Annotated in this window: 12 protein-coding genes; 5 read left to right on the forward strand and 7 right to left on the reverse strand. The window is 62.8% G+C overall.

The annotated features are described in order from the left end of the window. Positions 1–149: 149 nt before the first annotated feature. Positions 150–1526, forward strand: coding sequence for an MFS transporter (locus ACX3M4_RS19105; RefSeq protein WP_459354575.1), 1377 nt, complete (start codon positions 150–152; stop codon positions 1524–1526). A gap of 665 nt (positions 1527–2191) precedes the next feature. Here ACX3M4_RS19105 and ACX3M4_RS19110 read toward each other — a convergent pair. The 5 genes from ACX3M4_RS19110 to htpX all read right to left on the reverse strand — a co-directional run bounded on the left by ACX3M4_RS19110 (position 2192) and on the right by htpX (position 11126). Next, entirely contained in the window at positions 2192–4303 is a 2112-nt protein-coding gene (locus tag ACX3M4_RS19110; RefSeq protein WP_459354576.1) for a methyl-accepting chemotaxis protein, read from the reverse strand. 269 nt (positions 4304–4572) lie between these two features. Further along, positions 4573–6189 (reverse strand): bifunctional phosphoribosylaminoimidazolecarboxamide formyltransferase/IMP cyclohydrolase, encoded by a 1617-nt coding sequence (purH, locus tag ACX3M4_RS19115; RefSeq protein WP_459354577.1) that lies wholly within the window; start codon positions 6187–6189, stop codon positions 4573–4575. A 197-nt stretch (positions 6190–6386) separates the two neighbouring features. Then, positions 6387–8072: a heparinase II/III family protein gene (locus ACX3M4_RS19120; protein ID WP_459359462.1), complete on the reverse strand. Its 1686-nt coding sequence runs from the start codon at positions 8070–8072 to the stop codon at positions 6387–6389. 209 nt (positions 8073–8281) lie between these two features. Continuing rightward, on the reverse strand, positions 8282–9658 hold the full coding sequence (locus ACX3M4_RS19125; RefSeq protein WP_459354578.1) for an RsmB/NOP family class I SAM-dependent RNA methyltransferase: 1377 nt from the start codon (positions 9656–9658) through the stop codon (positions 8282–8284). Between the two features lie 505 nt (positions 9659–10163). Continuing rightward, positions 10164–11126, reverse strand: coding sequence for a zinc metalloprotease HtpX (htpX, locus tag ACX3M4_RS19130; protein WP_459354579.1), 963 nt, complete (start codon positions 11124–11126; stop codon positions 10164–10166). 152 nt (positions 11127–11278) lie between these two features. Between htpX and ACX3M4_RS19135 the strand changes: the two genes are divergently transcribed. Both ACX3M4_RS19135 and ACX3M4_RS19140 read left to right on the forward strand, forming a co-directional pair. Beyond that, positions 11279–11542 (forward strand): DUF1674 domain-containing protein, encoded by a 264-nt coding sequence (locus ACX3M4_RS19135; protein ID WP_459354580.1) that lies wholly within the window; start codon positions 11279–11281, stop codon positions 11540–11542. 9 nt (positions 11543–11551) lie between these two features. Next, positions 11552–12073: a hypothetical protein gene (locus ACX3M4_RS19140; protein ID WP_459354581.1), complete on the forward strand. Its 522-nt coding sequence runs from the start codon at positions 11552–11554 to the stop codon at positions 12071–12073. On the opposite strand, the gene ACX3M4_RS19145 is transcribed toward ACX3M4_RS19140, so the two are convergent. Both ACX3M4_RS19145 and ACX3M4_RS19150 read right to left on the reverse strand, forming a co-directional pair. Next, complete coding sequence (locus ACX3M4_RS19145; RefSeq protein WP_459354582.1) at positions 12066–12722, reverse strand: SGNH/GDSL hydrolase family protein; 657 nt, start codon at positions 12720–12722, stop codon at positions 12066–12068. The genes ACX3M4_RS19140 and ACX3M4_RS19145 overlap by 8 nt on opposite strands. Positions 12723–12782: 60 nt before the next feature. Further along, on the reverse strand, positions 12783–13313 hold the full coding sequence (locus ACX3M4_RS19150; RefSeq protein WP_459354583.1) for a DUF922 domain-containing protein: 531 nt from the start codon (positions 13311–13313) through the stop codon (positions 12783–12785). A gap of 209 nt (positions 13314–13522) precedes the next feature. Here ACX3M4_RS19150 and ACX3M4_RS19155 point away from each other — a divergent pair, with 209 nt between their 5' ends. Both ACX3M4_RS19155 and ACX3M4_RS19160 read left to right on the forward strand, forming a co-directional pair. Beyond that, positions 13523–14746, forward strand: coding sequence for an aminotransferase class I/II-fold pyridoxal phosphate-dependent enzyme (locus ACX3M4_RS19155; protein ID WP_459359463.1), 1224 nt, complete (start codon positions 13523–13525; stop codon positions 14744–14746). After that, the gene (locus tag ACX3M4_RS19160; protein WP_459354584.1) at positions 14743–17538 is read left to right on the forward strand and encodes a DNA translocase FtsK; all 2796 of its coding nucleotides are present in this window, start codon (positions 14743–14745) and stop codon (positions 17536–17538) included. Before ACX3M4_RS19155 ends, ACX3M4_RS19160 begins: the two co-directional genes overlap by 4 nt. Positions 17539–17615: the final 77 nt, after the last annotated feature.

Genomic DNA, 17615 nt, shown 5'->3' on the forward strand with positions numbered 1-17615 from the left:
GGGCAAAGCCCGTCTCGAAGGATGGGCCCCAAGTCCGGGAGTTTGCAGCCGATCCTTCGAGACAGCGCTACGCGCTTCCTCAGGATGAGGCCGAAGAGGTGGAAAGCCCAGATCAACCCCATTTCCGCTCCCTGGAAGGGCTATCGAGAATGACATCCATCGCCAGCGCTCTTCCTAAGAAAACCGACCGCCGCGCCGTCCTGTCCTGGGCGTTGTTCGACTGGGCGGCACAGCCGTTTTTCACGCTGATCACCACGTTCGTCTTCGCGCCCTATTTCGCCTCCGCACTGGCGGCTACTCCGGCGGCAGGCCAGTCGCTCTGGGGCTTTGCGACGGCGGCGGCCGGGCTCGGCATTGCGGTGGCCGCGCCGGTCCTGGGGTCGGTTGCGGATGCGACCGGCCGGCGCAAGCTGTGGATCTTCGCCTGTTCGGTCCCTTTCGTGATCTGCTGCTGGGCCTTCTGGTTTGCGGCCCCCGGAAACCCGCATGGTATCGCCATCGCGCTTGTCGCCTTTGCTATCGGCACGCTGTCCATTGAAATCGCGACCGTCTTCAACAACGCGATGATGCCGTCCCTTGTGCGGCCGGAGCAGATCGGCCGGCTGTCCAGTTTCGGCTGGGCACTCGGCTATGTCAGCGGCCTGGTGACCCTGGTAATCGCGCTGGGCTTCCTGGCTGCAAGCCCGGAAACCGGCGAGACGCTGCTGGGCTTCAAACCCATCCTCGGACTTGATCCGGCAACAGGGGAAGGCGATCGGGCGACCGGTCCATTCTCCGTGCTCTGGTATCTCATCTTCGTGCTGCCGATGTTCCTTTTCGTGCCTGACGTACCGCGTCAGGCAAAGCTCGGGCCGGCGATCGTTTCCGGCCTCAAGACCCTTCTGGCGAGTCTGTCGCAGGCGCGGGCCAACCGGAACATCTTCCGGTTTCTGCTGGCGAACATGATCTTCAAGGACGGTCTGGTCGCGCTTTTTGCCTTTGGCGGTATCTATTCCGCCGGTCAGCTCGACTGGGGTTCCATCGAAATCGGCACGTTCGGCATCATCCTGACCATCACCGGCACGCTCGGGCTTCTGCTCGGCGGCCCGATGGACGACCGCTTCGGCGCCAAGCCGGTCATCGTGGTCTCACTGATTGTCCTGATGATCTGCGGCCTCGGCATGATCTCCGTCGACCGGACCACGGTCTTCTTCGTGGTCAAGACCGCTGCTGCCCCTGAAGGCAAGCTTTTTGCCTCCCTGCCCGAACAGGTCTTCATCGGCCTTGGCGCGGTCATCGGCGCCGTCTCCGGACCGCTCCAGGCCGCCTGCCGCAGTCTTCTGGTGCGCCTCGCCCCGGCCGATCACATGACCCAGTATTTCGGCCTGCTGGCGCTCTCGGGCAAGGTCACCAGCTTCCTTGCCCCGCTCTCGGTCGGTCTCGTCACCGCCGTCACCGCCAGCCAGTCAGCGGGCATGTCGGTCATTCTGGTATTCTTCGGGCTGGGGCTGGTGCTGCTGCTGAAGGTGCGGGAACGGGGCGTTTGAACACTGTTCGCATGACAGTTTTGCCCTCAAGTCAAATATCTGCGTTGGAACAGGCTGGGCATCGGCTTCGCGTAGCTTCCCTCCTCCTTGAGGGCAGAGCGATCGCATATAGAATTTTTCCTTAGAGCGTGTCGCGTTTAACTGGAAATGTCTTGCATCGCTTTTTGCGTTGAAATCTCTGATTTCAGACAGCGAAAAGCGATTCCGATAAAACGCGATTTGCTCTAATCGGTGCGTTTGACAGATCACAACGGTGTCACCCCGGACAAGCGAAGCGCAGATCCGGGGCCTACTCGCAAAGCCACTTGCCGAAGCAAGCAAGGCTTCATGAAGTAGTTGCCACCATTCCAGCTCTCTGGAAACGAGTGGGCCCCGGGTCTCGCGTTGCTCGCCCGGGGTGACACCAGTGTTTTCTTTGTCACTGTTCCAAATGCGATTGCCCCGCCCTTGTAGGGAGGGGATGGGGTGGGGGTAACCTAATTCCTCTGAATGTGTAACGGCTTCGCCGTGTACCCCCATCCCTAGCCCTTCCCCACAAGGGGGAAGGGGACTTGCCGTGTCGACCGTGAGTTTGATCCGCATAAAAAGAGCTTTCCTGCGCCGCCCAAACAAAAACGCGCCGGAGATGCTCCGGCGCGTTTGATTTGAAGTCCTGCGATAGAGGGTCAGGCGACCTGGCGAACGTTGGCGAGGAAGCCTTCGACTTCCTGTTTCAGCCGGTCGGCTTCCTGCTGCAGCACGTTGGCGGAGGCGGAGACCTGGCGGGCGGCATTGCCGGTGTCGTCGGCGGACGCCGCAACCTTGACGATGTTCTGCGCCACTTCCTGGGTGCCGTTGGAGGCTTCCTGGATGTTGCGGGCGATTTCGTCCGTGGCAAGGCCCTGCTGCTCGACGGAGACCTGGATGGAAGAGGAGATCTCGTTCATCCGCTCGATGGTTTCCGAAATGCCCTTGATGGCCTCGACGGAGCCGGCGGTTTCGGTCTGCACCGACTGGATCTGCAGCGAGATTTCCTCTGTCGCCTTGGCGGTCTGCGTGGCCAGTTCCTTCACTTCCGCGGCAACCACCGCAAAGCCCTTGCCGGCTTCTCCGGCACGTGCCGCTTCGATGGTGGCGTTGAGGGCAAGCAGGTTGGTCTGTTCGGCGATGTCGGTGATGAGCTTGACCACTTCGCTGATGCGGTGCGCGGCCTTGGCCAGTCCTTCGATCTTGTTGTTCGTGGACTGGGCCTGCTCGACGGCATGGGAGGCGATTTCCGTCGACTGGGTCATCTGGCGGGAAATCTCGCCCACCGAGGCCATCAGTTCTTCGGCGGCCGAAGCGACGGTCTCGACGTTCGAGGAGGCTTCTTCGGATGCAGCGGCGACCGCGGTGCTCTTCTCGCTGGTGTCGTCGGCGCCGGCCGTCAGCGTCATGGAGGCGGTGTTCAGATCCTGCACCTGGTTCATGACCGTCTGGGTCAGTTCGGAAATCTGGCGGTCGAAATTCTGCGACAGGTGGCTGATCCGCTCCGCCCGCGCCAGCTGCTGGCGCTGGGTCTCTTCCTGCTCGGCGGCCAGCGCCTCGGCCTGGCGGGCCTTGTCGCGGAAGACTTCCAGCGCCTTGCTGATCTCGCCGATTTCGTCGTGCCGATCCGTGTCGTGGATCGGCTCGTCATAGCGGCGGTCTATCAGCGCCTGGATGCTGTGCACCGCCCGCTCCAGCGGCCGGCGGACGATGGTGTTGCCGACAACGTAGATCGAGAGCGCCACCACGATCAGCAGCACGATACCGACACCGATGATCAGCGAGGTGATCTGCCTGGAAGCCGCGTTCATGGTGTCGAGCGGAACGTTGACGACAACGGCGAGCTTGGCATCGGTTCCGGTGACGGTCACCGGCATGACGATGCGATGGACACCGGTGCCGAGCGTGTTGGAGTAGCCGTCATATTCGAAGGGCTTGCCCTCCTTTACCGCGGCCAGAAGCTTCTCCTGAACGGCAAGGTCCGCTTCGGAGCGGCCTTCTGCCCAGGGCTTGCCAAGAACGGCCGGATCCGCGTGAGCGATCCAGACACCGTTCTGGGAAAGAAGATGCACGGAGCCGGTGTCCAGCGGCTTCTGCTTGGCCAGTTCGTCGGAGAGCGGGGTCAGCAGGATGTCGCCGCCGGCTACACCAATCACCTTGCCGCTGTGGCGGATCGGCACGGAGAAGGAAACGCCGGTTACCGTCTTGCCGTCAGCTTCCCAGCTATAGGGCTCGGTCATGTAGTCCTTGCCGGAGACATAGGCGCCGTTGAACCAGAGCTCGTCGGTCGCCGACATGTCGCCGATGGAAATCTTCTCGATCGGACGGTAGGCGAGCGTGCCGTCGGCCTTGCGGAAGTAGTAGGGCTGCCATTCGCCGTCCTCGGCCCATTTGGCGTCACCCTTGAGTTCTGCGTCTTTGCCGTCGAGCTGGTTTTCGGTGACAACGCCCCAGGCGCCGGAGAGATCCTTGTTGGTGAGCGCGAGGTTCTCGACAACGGCATTCCAGGCCTCGCGGTCGACCGCCTCGGCTTTCTTCATTCCGCCGAGCGTGCTTGCCAGTGCCTGGGCGGATTTGAGACCCTTTTCCAGGCCACGCTGCACGAATTGTGCCTGTTCACGGGCCACCGTCGCAGCTTCCGTCCGGGCGAGATCTCCCGTGATCCGGGAAGCTTCCCAGCCGATGAAACTGATGCCGACGACGAGGGCGGCCGTCAGGGCAATCGCGCTAGCCCCGATGAGCTTTGTAGTGACCTTCGCTCTCTTAAACACCGAGTAATCTCCGCAAATCGCAAGTCAATGGCAGGGGAATATCTGCCTCAGGTTGCGCAAGACTATCTTCGGGGCGTTAACAAGGTCTTCAATGGGTGAATTTTTTCTAAACCTATCATGTCAGTTTTTACAATAATCGCAGCAAGTTAACTCGCTAATCTTTGGCGCGTCCCGCTGAACGCCCGCAGGAGGAAAGCAATACCCTCCCGCGATTGCCGGATTGCGGGAGGGTTCGGTATGCCTCAAAAGGTTATCGGGCAAAGGGCAGGTCAGTGGCGGAAGTGGCGCATGCCGGTCAGGACCATGGCAAGCCCCGCTTCGTCGGCGGCGGCGATGACATCGTCGTCGCGCATGGAACCGCCCGGCTGGATGACCGCCGTCGCACCGGCTTCGGCGGCCGACAGAAGACCATCCGCAAACGGGAAGAAAGCGTCGGAGGCGACCACGCAGCCCTTGGTCAGCGGCTCGGAAAGGCCAGCTGCTTCAGTCGCGTCGAGAGCCTTGCGCGCGGCAATGCGGGACGAATCCACCCGGCTCATCTGGCCCGCACCGACACCGACCGTCGCACCGTCCTTTGCATAGACGATGGCGTTGGACTTCACGTGCTTGGCGACGCGGAAGGCAAACTTGAGATCGGCCAGTTCCTGCGCGCTCGGCGCCCGCCTGGTGACGACCTTCAGGTCGAGATCATCGACGACGCCGTTGTCGCGGGACTGGACCAGAAGACCGCCGGCGACGGACTTGACGAAAAGTCCCCTGGAGCGCGGATCCGCGAGGCCGCCGGTCACCAGCAGGCGCAGGTTCTTCTTGGCCGCGATGATTTCCCTGGCGTCTTCGTCCGCATCCGGCGCGATGATCACTTCGGTGAAGATCTTGACGATTTCCTCAGCCGCTGCGGCGTCGAGCTTCTGGTTGAGCGCGACGATGCCGCCAAAGGCGGAAACCGGGTCGCAGCGCAGGGCCAGTTCATAGGCTTCCTTCAGGCTGGTCCCTTCAGCAACGCCGCAGGGGTTGGCGTGCTTGATGATGGCGACGGCGCTGGTGCGTGCCGGGTCGAACTCGCTCACCAGCTCAAAGGCGGCATCGGTGTCGTTGATGTTGTTGTAGGAAAGCGTCTTGCCCTGCAGCTGCTTTGCCGTTGCCACGCCCGGACGGTTTTCGCCGGTCTTGTAGAACCCGGCGGTCTGGTGCGGGTTTTCGCCGTAGCGCATGACTTCGGCCAGTTGCCCGCCGACGGCGCGGTGGGCGGGCGTCGCCTCGTCCAGCTGATCGGCCATCCAGTTGGAGACCGCCGCGTCATAGGCGGCCGTGCGGGCAAAGGCCTTCAGGGCCAGCTTCTTGCGCAGCGCCAGCGGTGCCTTGCCGTCATTGGCATCAAGCTCGGCGACAACCGTCTCATAGTCGGCCGGATCGGTGACGACGGTCACGTAGGCGTGGTTCTTGGCAGCCGCGCGGGTCATGGCCGGGCCGCCGATATCGATGTTCTCGATGCCGGTGGCGTAATCGGCGCCGGAAGCAATCACCTGTTCGAACGGATAAAGATTGCCGCAGAAGAGGTCGATACCGACGATGCCGTGATCGCGCATGGCCACCTGGTGATCGGCGTCGTCGCGGATCGACAGAAGACCGCCATGGACCTTCGGATGCAGCGTCTTGACGCGGCCATCCATGATCTCAGGAAAGTCCGTGACTTCGGAAATGTCCAGAACCGTCAGCCCTGCATCCTTCAGGGCCTTGTAGGACCCGCCGGTGGAGACAAGCTCGACACCTCGCTCGGAAAGCGCCTTTGCAAAGTCGACAAGACCGGTCTTGTCGAAGACGGAAAGAAGTGCGCGTTTGACGGGAACAAGGTCGGGAACGGGTACGGCTTTGGACACAATGGCCATGGATTTGCCTCGCGAAGTAGACGGTCCGGAACATCGTGCGTTCTGAAGAACGCGCATAAGATGCTCCAGCACCTAAGGGCCGATCAGCATCTGGCGGTTCAACAGGTTCCAGCCGGGCCGCCGCTGATCTGGAAGAATCGCGCTCGCCCTATCACGTCTGCCGGCAAATCGGAAGATACCGCGCCCTGAGAGAGTGCCTATTCTTCGAGCGGGAGCTCGTTCGGCTCGTCCATTTCGTCGAAATCGCTGGTGCCGCGGCGGCTGAGCTTGGCCGTGGCGGTCTTGCGGAACTGCCAGCCGACATGGGGCGTCTCCAGCAGTGAGCCCGAGATGACGATCTGTTCCGTCTTGCGGTGGCCGTAGACGTCGGAGAGGTAAATGCTCTCCTCCAGCATCAGGTCGAGGCCCGGCGCATCGAATTCCCAGGCCTCTCCGTCCCGGCACACCAGCAGCACTGCAGCGCCGCCGCGGATAAGCGAGGAGCGCAGACCCGGATGCAGATGAAACCGGATCGCGTAGCGGTGTTCCGGATTGATCTCTCCGGTTGCCTTGAACGTGTCGACCCCGTCCAGCACGGTGCCGTCACCGGCCAGCCGCAGGTCGCGTTCGTGCAGGACGTGGAATTCATGCGCATAGCCGTCGTGCGACGCGGTGATGCGGCTGCCGGTGGCATCGTCCTCCCGCTCCAGCGGAACGTGCGCCGGGCCGGAAAGAATGGGTGCGCCGAGGATATGGCCGAAGGGCTTGTCTGACAGGAAGTGGCAGGAGGACGTATCCTCGATCGTCGCCGTGGAATGGGCCGCCGTCGAGCGGCTGACGCGGCGCCAGGCCGGATTGGATTTCGGCGACACGCCGCAATTGACGACGATGCGGTTGCTGCCGGAGGAAAATTCCAGCGACAGGCAGCCCGCATGGGCATCCCGGGAGATACCGAGGGCAGGTGCCGGGCCGGTGTCCACAAGCACCACCGAGGCACCGCAGTTGAGGCGCTGATAACCGGAATGGGGCGCATTCACCGGGGGTGCACCGCGGGCATCGTCATAGGCCAGGATCGTCGCGACCAGATCGCTCGGGGTGGAACCCATGCCGTTGAAATGGGCGAGCGCTCCGTCGCCGTGACGGAAGAAGCGCAACAGCGGCATCATCCTGTCGACCGATTGCAGCATGGCGGGCGGGATCTCCAGCCCCTGCGCGACAAAGGCCTGCCGGATCGGCAAAAGGTCGGCAAGGATGTCGATCAGCGCCCTCGGATTGCGCGAGATATGGCCGCCGTCGGGCAGGATCTGGCGGGTCAGTTCCTGGTCGAGGCGGCGAATGCTCTGGCGGGCGAAGCGGCCCTGGCCGGCCATGGAGATGCAGGCCGAGGCCATGGCGAGCGCCGCATGCAGCCGCTCGACGCCGTCCTCGGTCTCGTTGATGGTCTGGCGCAGGTAGCGCACCTGGCGGGCAAGCGAGCGGACGAAACTGCGGTAGAAGTCGTGGTCGCCGTCCTGAAGGATGAAGGGCGAATGGGCGAGCCAGGAGAGGATGCGGCGGGTGACGACGTCGGCTTCCCAGCCGATGTCATGCCAGCGGCCGCAATACCGGATCCAGTCGTCGACCAGAGCGCGGGCGTTCTGCCGGGCAATCTGGCTGTCGGAGGCGCGCAAATCGCGCAGCCAGCCGAACCCGTGCAGCTCGCGCTGCCAGTCCTCGTGCACGGCTTTCAGCTCGAAGGGCGACCTGCCCTGCGTTTCCACCAGGTGACCGGAAAAGAGAAACCGTCCGCCGTAGATATCGGCCGCATTGGTGGCGTCGGCCGTGCGCAGATCCTGCGGCGCGATCAGGAGACGCGCCGGCACAGCCGAAAACGGCTGCATGCGGAACAGGGGGCCGCCATGCATCCATTTCAGGGATCGTTGCCAAACATGCAGGGCCAAAAGCCGCCAGATCCGGCTTCTTTCACTCAGGCTTGCACTATTCACCAAACCATCCCCAACACCGATGGTTTCTGCGCGTTTATTGGAGGTCTCCGGTCGTTAATTCAGGAAACGAAGCATTAAGGTTAGCATTTCATTTAAAGAATCATTGCAAGTGAACAGTTTATGCCGCGTTAAAACCGGCGGAATCTTGCGGCGAAAAAGCCGTCCATGCCGCCGGCCCCGTCTCCCAGGCTGGCATCATGGCAGGGCAGACAGCGAAGATAACCCTCTTCGGTGACCGTTTCGGTAAGGCGGCCGACCTCTTCAGCCATCACCGGAACCAGCTCCACCTTGTCTGCCTGCCGGTCCAGGAAGTCACGGGCCTGGGCTTCCCCTTCCGCTGCCTCCAGCGAACAGGTGCAATAGACAATGAGCCCGCCGGGTTTCACCCAGCCAAGCACCCTGTCGAGCAGCTCGCGCTGGATTTCGGACAGTTTTTCAATGTCGTAGGCCTGCTTGATCCAGGGTACGTCCGGATGGCGGCGGATGGTGCCGGTGGCGCTGCACGGCGCATCCAGAAGGATCGCGTCGAAGGGCTCAATCGGCGTAAATTCCCGGAGGTCCGACGTAACGGTGCGCACGCTCAGCCCAAGGCGGGTCATGTTTTCTTCAAGCCGTTTCAGACGGCTGCCGGAAATATCGACCGCCGTAACGTCGGCGCCGGCTGCCGCCAGCTGGGCCGTCTTGCCGCCGGGCGCGGCACAAAGGTCTGCGACTTTCAGACCGCTGACATCGCCCAGAAGCCGCGCCGGCAGGGCGGCCGCCACATCCTGAACCCACCAGGCGCCGTCGCCGAAGCCTTCCAGTGCCTCGACGGCACCTTTTTTGACCAGCCGTACGCTGCCGGCACCGACGACCCGGCCGTCAAGCTTCGCGGCCCAGCCTTCAGGGTCCGCCTTGACGGAGAGATCGAGCGCGGCCTCGTGCTTGTGGGCGGCGGCAATGGCCCGGGCCGTCCCGGGCCCGTAAGCCCCTTGCCAGCTTTCCATCAGCCAGGCGGGCGTGTTGAGGAGATCGGGATCGAGATCGCCGGTGACGTCGTCGCGTTCGCGGCCGAGGCGGCGTAGCACGCCGTTGACGAGGCCCTTGTAGGGACGGGCGCGCCGGTCGAGCCCTGCATGATCGACGGCAAGCGACACCGCCGCGCGGTCCGGAATATCCAGAAACAGCATCTGGGCGATCGCCACATGCAGGATATCGAGCACACGGCCGGTCTTTTCCGGGATCGGCCGGTCGAGCAGACGTTCCAGGATCTCGCCAATCTCGCCGCGATGCCTCAGGGCCGCGCCGACGATTGCCCGAACAAGAGCACGGTCGTTGGCGGCAAGGGCCCGGAACCCGGAATGACCGGCGCCGGCCTCCAGCTCGCCGTCAAGCGGCCGGCGCTTGTGCACCACATTGCCTAGAATGTCGGCAGCAACTTTGCGCGCGGCAAAGCCGGGCTTTTCGGTTCTTTCCGCGTCCGGTTTGCCTTTGGCGTCCGGTTTTTTGTTCGCCCGTTTGGTCAAGCGCTGGTCCAATCGCATCGCCGGTTCGCTGCTCCGGCAGGTATCAAAATCAAGCGCCGCAGACCGGGCCTCCGGTCGCGGCGCATCTGGTCAGTGTAAAGCCGGGCGATTGTCCGGCAAAGCGGATTCTGCCCTGTACCCTTTGGGGCTGATCTCAATCCACGTCCGAACCACTATTCTTCCGGACCTTACCGCTTGCTCCCCTCTCCCCCTTCCCGGCACGGTAACCGCATTTGGAATAGGCCCGCAAAAAACACGCCGGTGTCACCCCGGGCGAGCATCGCGAGACCCGGGGCCCACTCGCTTCCAGAGAGCTGGCGTGGTGGCGACTTCTTCATGGAACCTTGCGCGTTTCGGCAAGTGGCTCTGCGAGTAGGCCCCGGATCTGCGCTTCGCTTGTCCGGGGTGACGCCATAGTGATCTGTCAAACGCACCGAACAGGAAATGTTTCTGTTTTTCCAAGCTCCTGTGAGCTTTCAAATCGATAAAGACGTGTTACAGCCATTTATCCCCAGGGACCCTTGGGGTGGCGCGGCATGCCGGTGGACGACGGGCGGGCGGTGCCGCCCCAGGGACCGGAAGACGGGGAAGGGGCCGTGCGGCCGGCGGTGGCGCGGCCTCCGGTGCCGAGACCCGCGTCCGACAGCTTGCGCAGTTCGTTGATACGGTTCTGCGTGTCCGGGTGGGTGGAGAAGAGATTGTCCATACGCTCGCCCGACAGCGGGTTCATGATGAACATGTGCGCGGTTGCCGGATTGGCTTCCGCATCCGGGTTGTGGATCTGTTCCACGCCGCGGGAAATCTTGGCAAGCGCCGAGGCCAGCCACATCGGTTCGCCGCAGATCTGCGCGCCCATGCGGTCGGCGGCATATTCGCGTGTCCGGGAAATCGCCATCTGCACGATCATTGCGGCCATCGGCGCGACGATCATCATCAGGATGACGCCGACAATGCCGAGCGGATTGTTGCGGTTGCCGCCGAAGAAGAACGCGAAATTCGCCAGCATGGAGATGGCACCGGCAATGGTCGCCGTGATCGTCATGATCAAGGTGTCGTGGTTCTTCACATGGGCCAGCTCATGCGCCATCACCCCGGCGATTTCTTCCTGCGTCAGCAGGTTGAGCAAGCCGGTCGTCGCCGCAACGGCGGCATTTTCCGGATTGCGGCCGGTGGCAAAGGCGTTCGGCTGCGGATTGTCGATCAGGTAGACCTTGGGCATCGGCAGGCCGGCATTTTGTGCCAGCCGTTGCACCATGCGGTAAAACTCGGGCGCAGTGCGTTCATCCACCTCGCGCGCATGGTGCATGCGCAGCACCATCTTGTCGGCGTTCCAGTAGCTGAAGAGGTTCATGGCAGCGGCAACGGCAAGGGCAATCAACATGCCCGACTGTCCGCCGATCATGAAGCCGATACCCATGAAAAGGGCGGTCATCGCCGCCAGAAGCATTGCCGTGCGGATGTAGTTCATCGCAGCTCTGTTCCGTTTCGTCCTGTGTCGTTAGGCCTATCAGAGGCCTTGAAAGCCTCCGGTTCCGTCTGAAAGATGGGGAGTGCTGCCATTCTTGGCAAGATTGGCCTATATACGTGACAAACCTGTAATCTCTCAAAATCCGAAGAGCCATGACCGACAAGCCGGACAGCCCGACCAACGCCTACAGCCAGAGCGAAGCCCCGTCCCTGAAGACGGAGATCGCGGATGTTCCGAAGAAGAAGTTCGAGGATCTGCCGCCGGCTGCCCAACGTGCTTTGCTTGAAGCCGAAGAACGCCGCCGCGAGATCGACGCACGCCAGAAAGAGATGCCCGAGGAAGTCAACGGCCGCGGCGGGCTGGAGCCGACGCGCTACGACGACTGGGAGATCAAGGGTCTGACGGTGGATTTCTGAGGTAGGGCCATGACCGGCACGCTGCGCGAAGTTCTTTCCGGCTGGGACGGCAGGGACACCGGCGTTCTGGAACAGCTCTTCGAGAGCGAGTGTTCTTCTCCCGTCTTTCTGGATCAGCTCGTTGCGCTTTCAGCCCTGCCCGATTGCCAGCGCAGCGCCACCTGGCTGCTGAAGCACCATTTCGACGGCAAGGGTCAGACGTTATCGGAGACCCAGACACGGGACCATCTGGCGCACCTGGCGCAGGTCACCGACTGGCAGGCCCGCCTGCATGTGCTGCAATACCTGGAGCACCTTGCCCTGCCACAGGATGCGGAAATCGTGCTCTCAGCTTTTGTCGATGATGCGATTGCCTCGAAGAACAAGCTTGTCCGTGCCTGGGCATATTACGCCCTTGCCCTGCTTGCGTGCCGGTACCCGGAACGGAAACATCAGGCTCTCACGGTCCTGCGGCAGGCCGGGGAGATGGAAACGGCCGGGTCGGTCAAGGTCCGGCTTCGCAAGGCGCTGGAGAAGCTGGAGCTCAGCTGATCTCCACAGATAGCCTGCGGACCTCCTCCGCGATTGCCTTGGCCAGATCCGCCTGAGGTTCCGGATCGAAATGGACGGCGTCAACCGGGCTTGAGGAAATGACCGTACCCGTATCGAAAAAGGCAACGCCGTATTCGGCGGCCTTTGCCTTGTAACAGGCTGCAAGCTTGTGGGATTCCGCCTCGGCACTGGGGCCGAACTGGGCCTCGTAGATTGTGCCTGCCAATGGCGCCAAGGGAGGAGGTGACATCAGCAGGACTTTCGGTGCCCTTCCCTCGACGTCGTCGGTCGGCCGGCGGGCGAATTCCAGAAGCCGGCCCATCGCAACTGCGATCGTTTCGGCATTCATGGCGAAGCGGCCCTGCAGGTCGTTGGTGCCGAGCATGATGATCAGGATATCGATCGGCATGTTCGTCTTGCGCACGGTCGCCAGGTGCTGAAGTCCGTTCTTGTCGCCCTTGACCGGGTCTTCGAAAACGGTCGTACGCCCGTTGACACCTTCCTCGACCACATAGAAGTCCGGCCCGAGCTCCTTCTGCAGGCGCCGGGTCCAGCGGACGTCATGGCCGTAGCGGGACTTGTCGGTGGGATTGAAGCCCCAGGTCAGGGAATCGCCGAAACAGACGACGGTCAAAGGCAGGCGTGTCACATATTCCTCCGTACAGGTTCTCGCGTTGCCGCGCTGACCCTACACAAAGGTGCAATTTGCTCAGTCGCGCAAGGCCGGGATTTCATCTGCCTTGCGCAAGGCCTCCTCATTCCTGCTCTGCAGTTCCTTCACGAGGGCGTTTCCGATCCTGTTGGCATCGGCTTTCAAACGCTCGCAGCTGATAATGGCAACCATGTTCGTCAGCGCGCGGTCAATCTTCCTCGCGGTTTCGATCGCCATCTCCGATCGCGCCTGTTCGCGGGCTTCCAGGGCGCGCATGGCAGCGCCCCAGGACGACCGTAGCGCCGGAGTGGCTCCAGACTTTTCCGTCCACAGGGGATAGACGACCTCAAGCTTGAGGTCGGTCCACACCTCCGACATGTCGCAGCCGTCCAGTCCCCGGTTTCTGTAGCGGAATTGCCATGAGATCAGCCAATTCGTCATGGCGCGGTATCTTTTCGACGTGCCGCCCGGCGATGGACCGAACTCGCTCATCTGGTTTTCCAGCTCCCAGGCGCTGGCGCCGCGGACCTCGTAGGTCACCGTCTTCCGCTTGACGCTCACAGCGGCAAAACCGGGCATCGATGTCATAACAAGGGCCAGAAATAGTCCGATCGGAAGGCAGGGCCGAATCGCAAGCCGCATGAAATTTCCCGTTCTGATTGTGCGGCTTCCAGAAAACAGGTTCGGCCTGTGGACGCAACCGGGAAATTGTACGCGGGCGCCCTTGGTTAATAAGGGATTTACCAAGGCGGGGATAGGTTCGGGGCAAAGTTATGCGTAACGATGCCGGAATGTTCATGGTGGCCAGCCAAAAAGCCTATCAGCGCGGTGTGTCCCTGCCGGGCTCCAATCCCTTTCAACGCCTTGCCGAGCTTCTTGCCGGCGAGACCCCCGGTCTCGATCCGATCATCATGACGATCGGCGAGCCGCAGCACGCAATTCCCGATTTTACCGCTGCCGTCCTGGCCGAGAACATGGCCGGTTTCCGCCGCTATCCGCCGATCGAAGGCACGCCGGAGTTTCGTGCGGCCATCGCCGCGTGGCTGGACCGGCGCTATTCCCTTGGCGGCTCGATCGATGCCGATCACGGGGTTCTGCCCTTGAACGGGTCGCGCGAAGGCCTTTCCTTCGGCGCCATCGCCGCGCGCGATCAACTGGACAAGGGGATCGACCACCCGGTGGTGATTCTGCCCAATCCGTTCTACCAGACCTATGCGGCCGCAGCCCATGTCGCGGATTGCGAGGCGGTGCTGCTTGATGCGGTCGCTGGCAACAACTTCCTGCCCGACCTCGACAGCCTCGATGCGGATCTGTTGTCCCGAACCGTCGCCTTCTATGTCGCCTCACCGACCAATCCGGAAGGTTTCGTCGCCGGTATGGACTATTGGCAGCGGCTGATCGGCCTTGCCCGCCGCTACAACTTCTTCATTTTCGCCGACGAGTGTTATTCGGAGATCTACCGCGACACGCCGCCTGTCGGCATCCTGGAAGCTGCAAAGGCGATGGACGGGGATTTTTCCAACATCATCGTGCTCAACTCGCTTTCCAAACGCTCCAATCTCGCCGGCCTGCGCTGCGGTTTTGCCGCCGGTGATCCGGTTTTCCTTAAAAAATGGTCCAAGTTCCGCGGCCTGGCCGCGCCGCAGGTGCCGCTCCCGGCCCAGGCCGTGGCGGTCCGCGCCTATCAGGACGAAGCGCATGTGGCGGAAAACCGCCGCCTCTATAACGAAAAATTCGCAGCAGCCGAACGCCGGCTCGGACCGATCCTCGGCAAGGTCACGCCGGAAGCGGGTTTTTTCCTTTGGCTCGATGTCAGCCGCTGGGGTGACGGTGTTTCGGTGACCAGGGCGCTCTGGCGCGATGCCGGGGTCAAGGTGCTGCCGGGCAGTTTCCTCGCCTCCGACCAGTCCGACGGCAGCAACCCGGGCCGGTCCTATATTCGTATCAGCCTGACCGCTCCGCTGGAGCAGGCGGAAATCGCCCTCGACCGTTTGGCAAACTGGATGGGAGACAAAGCATGAGGCGGGCCAGCGCGGTTCGCGGCAATGGCCGCAGGGGCTCGGTCGATCTTCTCGACACGGAAACCCCGCTCAAACGTTTCCTCCGCCGCAATCTGGTCGGCGCGTCGGGCCTTGCCATCATCGCCGTCGCGGCCATGCTGGCGGCGGCGCTCGCCACCTGGTCGGTCAGTGACCCGAGCTTCAACCATGCCACCGGCGAGCCGGTGCGCAATGCCCTTGGTGCTCCAGGTGCCATCCTCGCCGATATCCTCATGCAGACGATCGGCCTGGCAACCGCCGTCTTCCTGGTGCCGCTGGTGCTGTGGGGCTGGCGGTTGCTGACCGGCCACGCCCTCGGTATCGGCCGCAAGCGGCTGCTCTTCTGGCTGGCCGGCACGAGCCTTGCCGCCGGTGCCCTCGCTTCCCTGCCGTTGCCCGAGAGCTGGCCGCTGCCGACCGGTCTCGGCGGCTTCTTCGGTGATACGGTTCATCGCATTCCGGCGCTGATCACCGGCAACATGACCGAAGGCGCCGCCACCATTGTCGGCGGCCTCGGTCTCGGCGTTCCCTCCGTTGTCCTGCTGCTGGCCGCGGCCGGCTGGCTGGGTTCCGTCGGTGCACCGGCCCCGCGCATCGAACCCGTCGCCGGCCCAAGCGGTCACGGCAAGTCCATCGAGGACGATCTCGGCCTTGATGACGAGGAAGGCGAATCGCGCCTCGGCCTCTTTGCCAGTGCCCTTGTCGGCCAGGTTGCCCATGTCGCCCTGCAGGGCGGCGCGCAGCTGCGCCGCCTGACGGGGTTCAGGCGCAGTCGCGCAGAGGCTGACGAAGAGGCCTGGTATGAGGACGACGAGGACGGCGATTTTGATGCCGACGACGAGACCGACTACGAGGCAGGTGGCCAAGCTGCCCGCAAGCAAAGCCGGTTCAAGTCCATCGGCAAGGCGCTGACCGGTCGCCTGATGGCCGGTCATGACGACGACGACGGTCTCGATGAATTCTACCAGCGCGGCCGCACCGGTGACGCCGACGACCACGACGGTCCCTATATCGACGATCCTTACGATGAAGAAGGCGAAGGCTTCGAGCCGGATGAACTGATGATCGACAAGGGTCCGGTTTCCGGCCGGCCGGCGGTTCCCGTCGGCATCGCTTCTCCGGAACCTGCCCGTGCCGCTCCAGAGCCACAGTCTCCTTCCGCGACAGGCCGGGTGATCCCGCAGGCACCACGACCGAAACAGAGCAAACGGGCGATCGAGGAAGCGCAGCCGTCGTTCCTCGGCGCGCCGGAAGAATACGAGCTGCCGCCGTTGCGGCTTCTGTCCGAGCCGAAGACCGTTGGCAAGGTGCCGGGTCTTTCCGCCGATGCGCTGGAACAGAATGCCCGCATCCTGGAAGGGGTTCTGGAAGATTTCGGTGTGCGCGGCGAGATTATCGAGGTGCGCCCGGGTCCGGTCGTCACGCTTTACGAGCTGGAGCCCGCGCCGGGCATCAAATCCTCCCGCGTCATTGGCCTCGCCGACGATATCGCCCGCTCCATGAGCGCGATTTCCGCCCGCGTTGCCGTGATCCCGGGGAAGAACGCCATCGGCATCGAACTGCCGAATGCCCGCCGCGAGACCGTCTACCTGCGTGAACTTCTTGCGGCCCAGAATTTCGAGAAATCCAAGTGCAAGCTGGCGCTGGGACTGGGCAAGACCATCAACGGCGAAAGCGTCGTCGAAGATCTGGCCCGCATGCCGCACCTGCTCGTCGCGGGAACGACCGGCTCGGGCAAATCCGTCGCGATCAACACCATGATCCTGTCGCTGCTTTACCGGCTGAACCCGGAGCAGTGCAAGATGATCATGATCGACCCGAAGATGCTGGAACTGTCCATCTACGACGGCATTCCGCACCTGCTGACGCCGGTGGTGACAGACCCGAAAAAGGCCGTTGTCGCGCTGAAGTGGGCCGTCCGGGAGATGGAGGACCGCTACCGCAAGATGTCCAAGATGGGCGTCCGGAACATCGACGGCTACAACACCCGCGTCAAGCAGGCGCTGGAAAAGGGCGAGAGCTTCACCCGCACCGTCCAGACCGGTTTCGACCGCCACACAGGCCAGCCGATCTACGAGGAAGAGGAACTGCCGCTCGAAGCCATGCCCTACATCGTCGTCATCGTCGACGAAATGGCCGATCTGATGATGGTGGCCGGCAAGGACATCGAGGGCGCGATCCAGCGTCTGGCGCAGATGGCGCGTGCCGCAGGCATCCATCTGATCATGGCCACCCAGCGTCCGTCCGTGGACGTCATCACCGGTACCATCAAGGCGAACTTCCCGACCCGTATTTCCTTCCAGGTAACGTCGAAGATCGACAGCCGCACGATCCTGGGCGAAATGGGCGCCGAGCAGCTGCTCGGCATGGGCGACATGCTCTACATGGCCGGTGGCGGCCGCATCCAGCGTGTGCACGGGCCCTTCGTGTCGGACGACGAGGTCGAGGAAATCGTCAAGCACCTGAAGGTCCAGGGCACGCCGCAATATCTGGAAGCCGTGACCGAGGAAGAGGACGACGTCGGCGACAGTCCCTATGACGGCGGCGGCCTGGCGAGCGGCGACGAGGGCAACGACCTCTACGACCGGGCGGTGGCGATCGTGCTCAAGGACAAGAAGGCCTCGACCTCCTATGTCCAGCGGCGTCTTTCCATCGGCTACAACCGCGCCGCTTCCCTGATCGAGCGCATGGAGAACGAGGGGCTGATCAGCTCTGCCAACCATGCCGGAAAACGGGAAATTCTCGTGCAGAACGGCAATGACGAGGACTTTTGATACGCCTTCCCCGGTTTTTATGGAATGATGGCCCGGGATGCCAAAGCTTTGCCACACACGGTCCCTAGCTAGGGACT

The sequence above is a fragment of the Roseibium sp. M-1 genome (assembly GCF_054515675.1).

Coding starts and splice junctions, on each gene's coding strand:
- ACX3M4_RS19105 (WP_459354575.1), top strand. CDS start 150: ATGACATCCATCGCCAGCGCTCTTCCTAAGAAAACCGACCGCCGCGCC.
- purH (WP_459354577.1), bottom strand. CDS start 6,189: ATGGCCATTGTGTCCAAAGCCGTACCCGTTCCCGACCTTGTTCCCGTC.
- ACX3M4_RS19120 (WP_459359462.1), bottom strand. CDS start 8,072: ATGCATGGCGGCCCCCTGTTCCGCATGCAGCCGTTTTCGGCTGTGCCG.
- htpX (WP_459354579.1), bottom strand. CDS start 11,126: ATGAACTACATCCGCACGGCAATGCTTCTGGCGGCGATGACCGCCCTT.
- ACX3M4_RS19135 (WP_459354580.1), top strand. CDS start 11,279: ATGACCGACAAGCCGGACAGCCCGACCAACGCCTACAGCCAGAGCGAA.
- ACX3M4_RS19140 (WP_459354581.1), top strand. CDS start 11,552: ATGACCGGCACGCTGCGCGAAGTTCTTTCCGGCTGGGACGGCAGGGAC.
- ACX3M4_RS19150 (WP_459354583.1), bottom strand. CDS start 13,313: ATGACATCGATGCCCGGTTTTGCCGCTGTGAGCGTCAAGCGGAAGACG.
- ACX3M4_RS19155 (WP_459359463.1), top strand. CDS start 13,523: ATGGTGGCCAGCCAAAAAGCCTATCAGCGCGGTGTGTCCCTGCCGGGC.
- ACX3M4_RS19160 (WP_459354584.1), top strand. CDS start 14,743: ATGAGGCGGGCCAGCGCGGTTCGCGGCAATGGCCGCAGGGGCTCGGTC.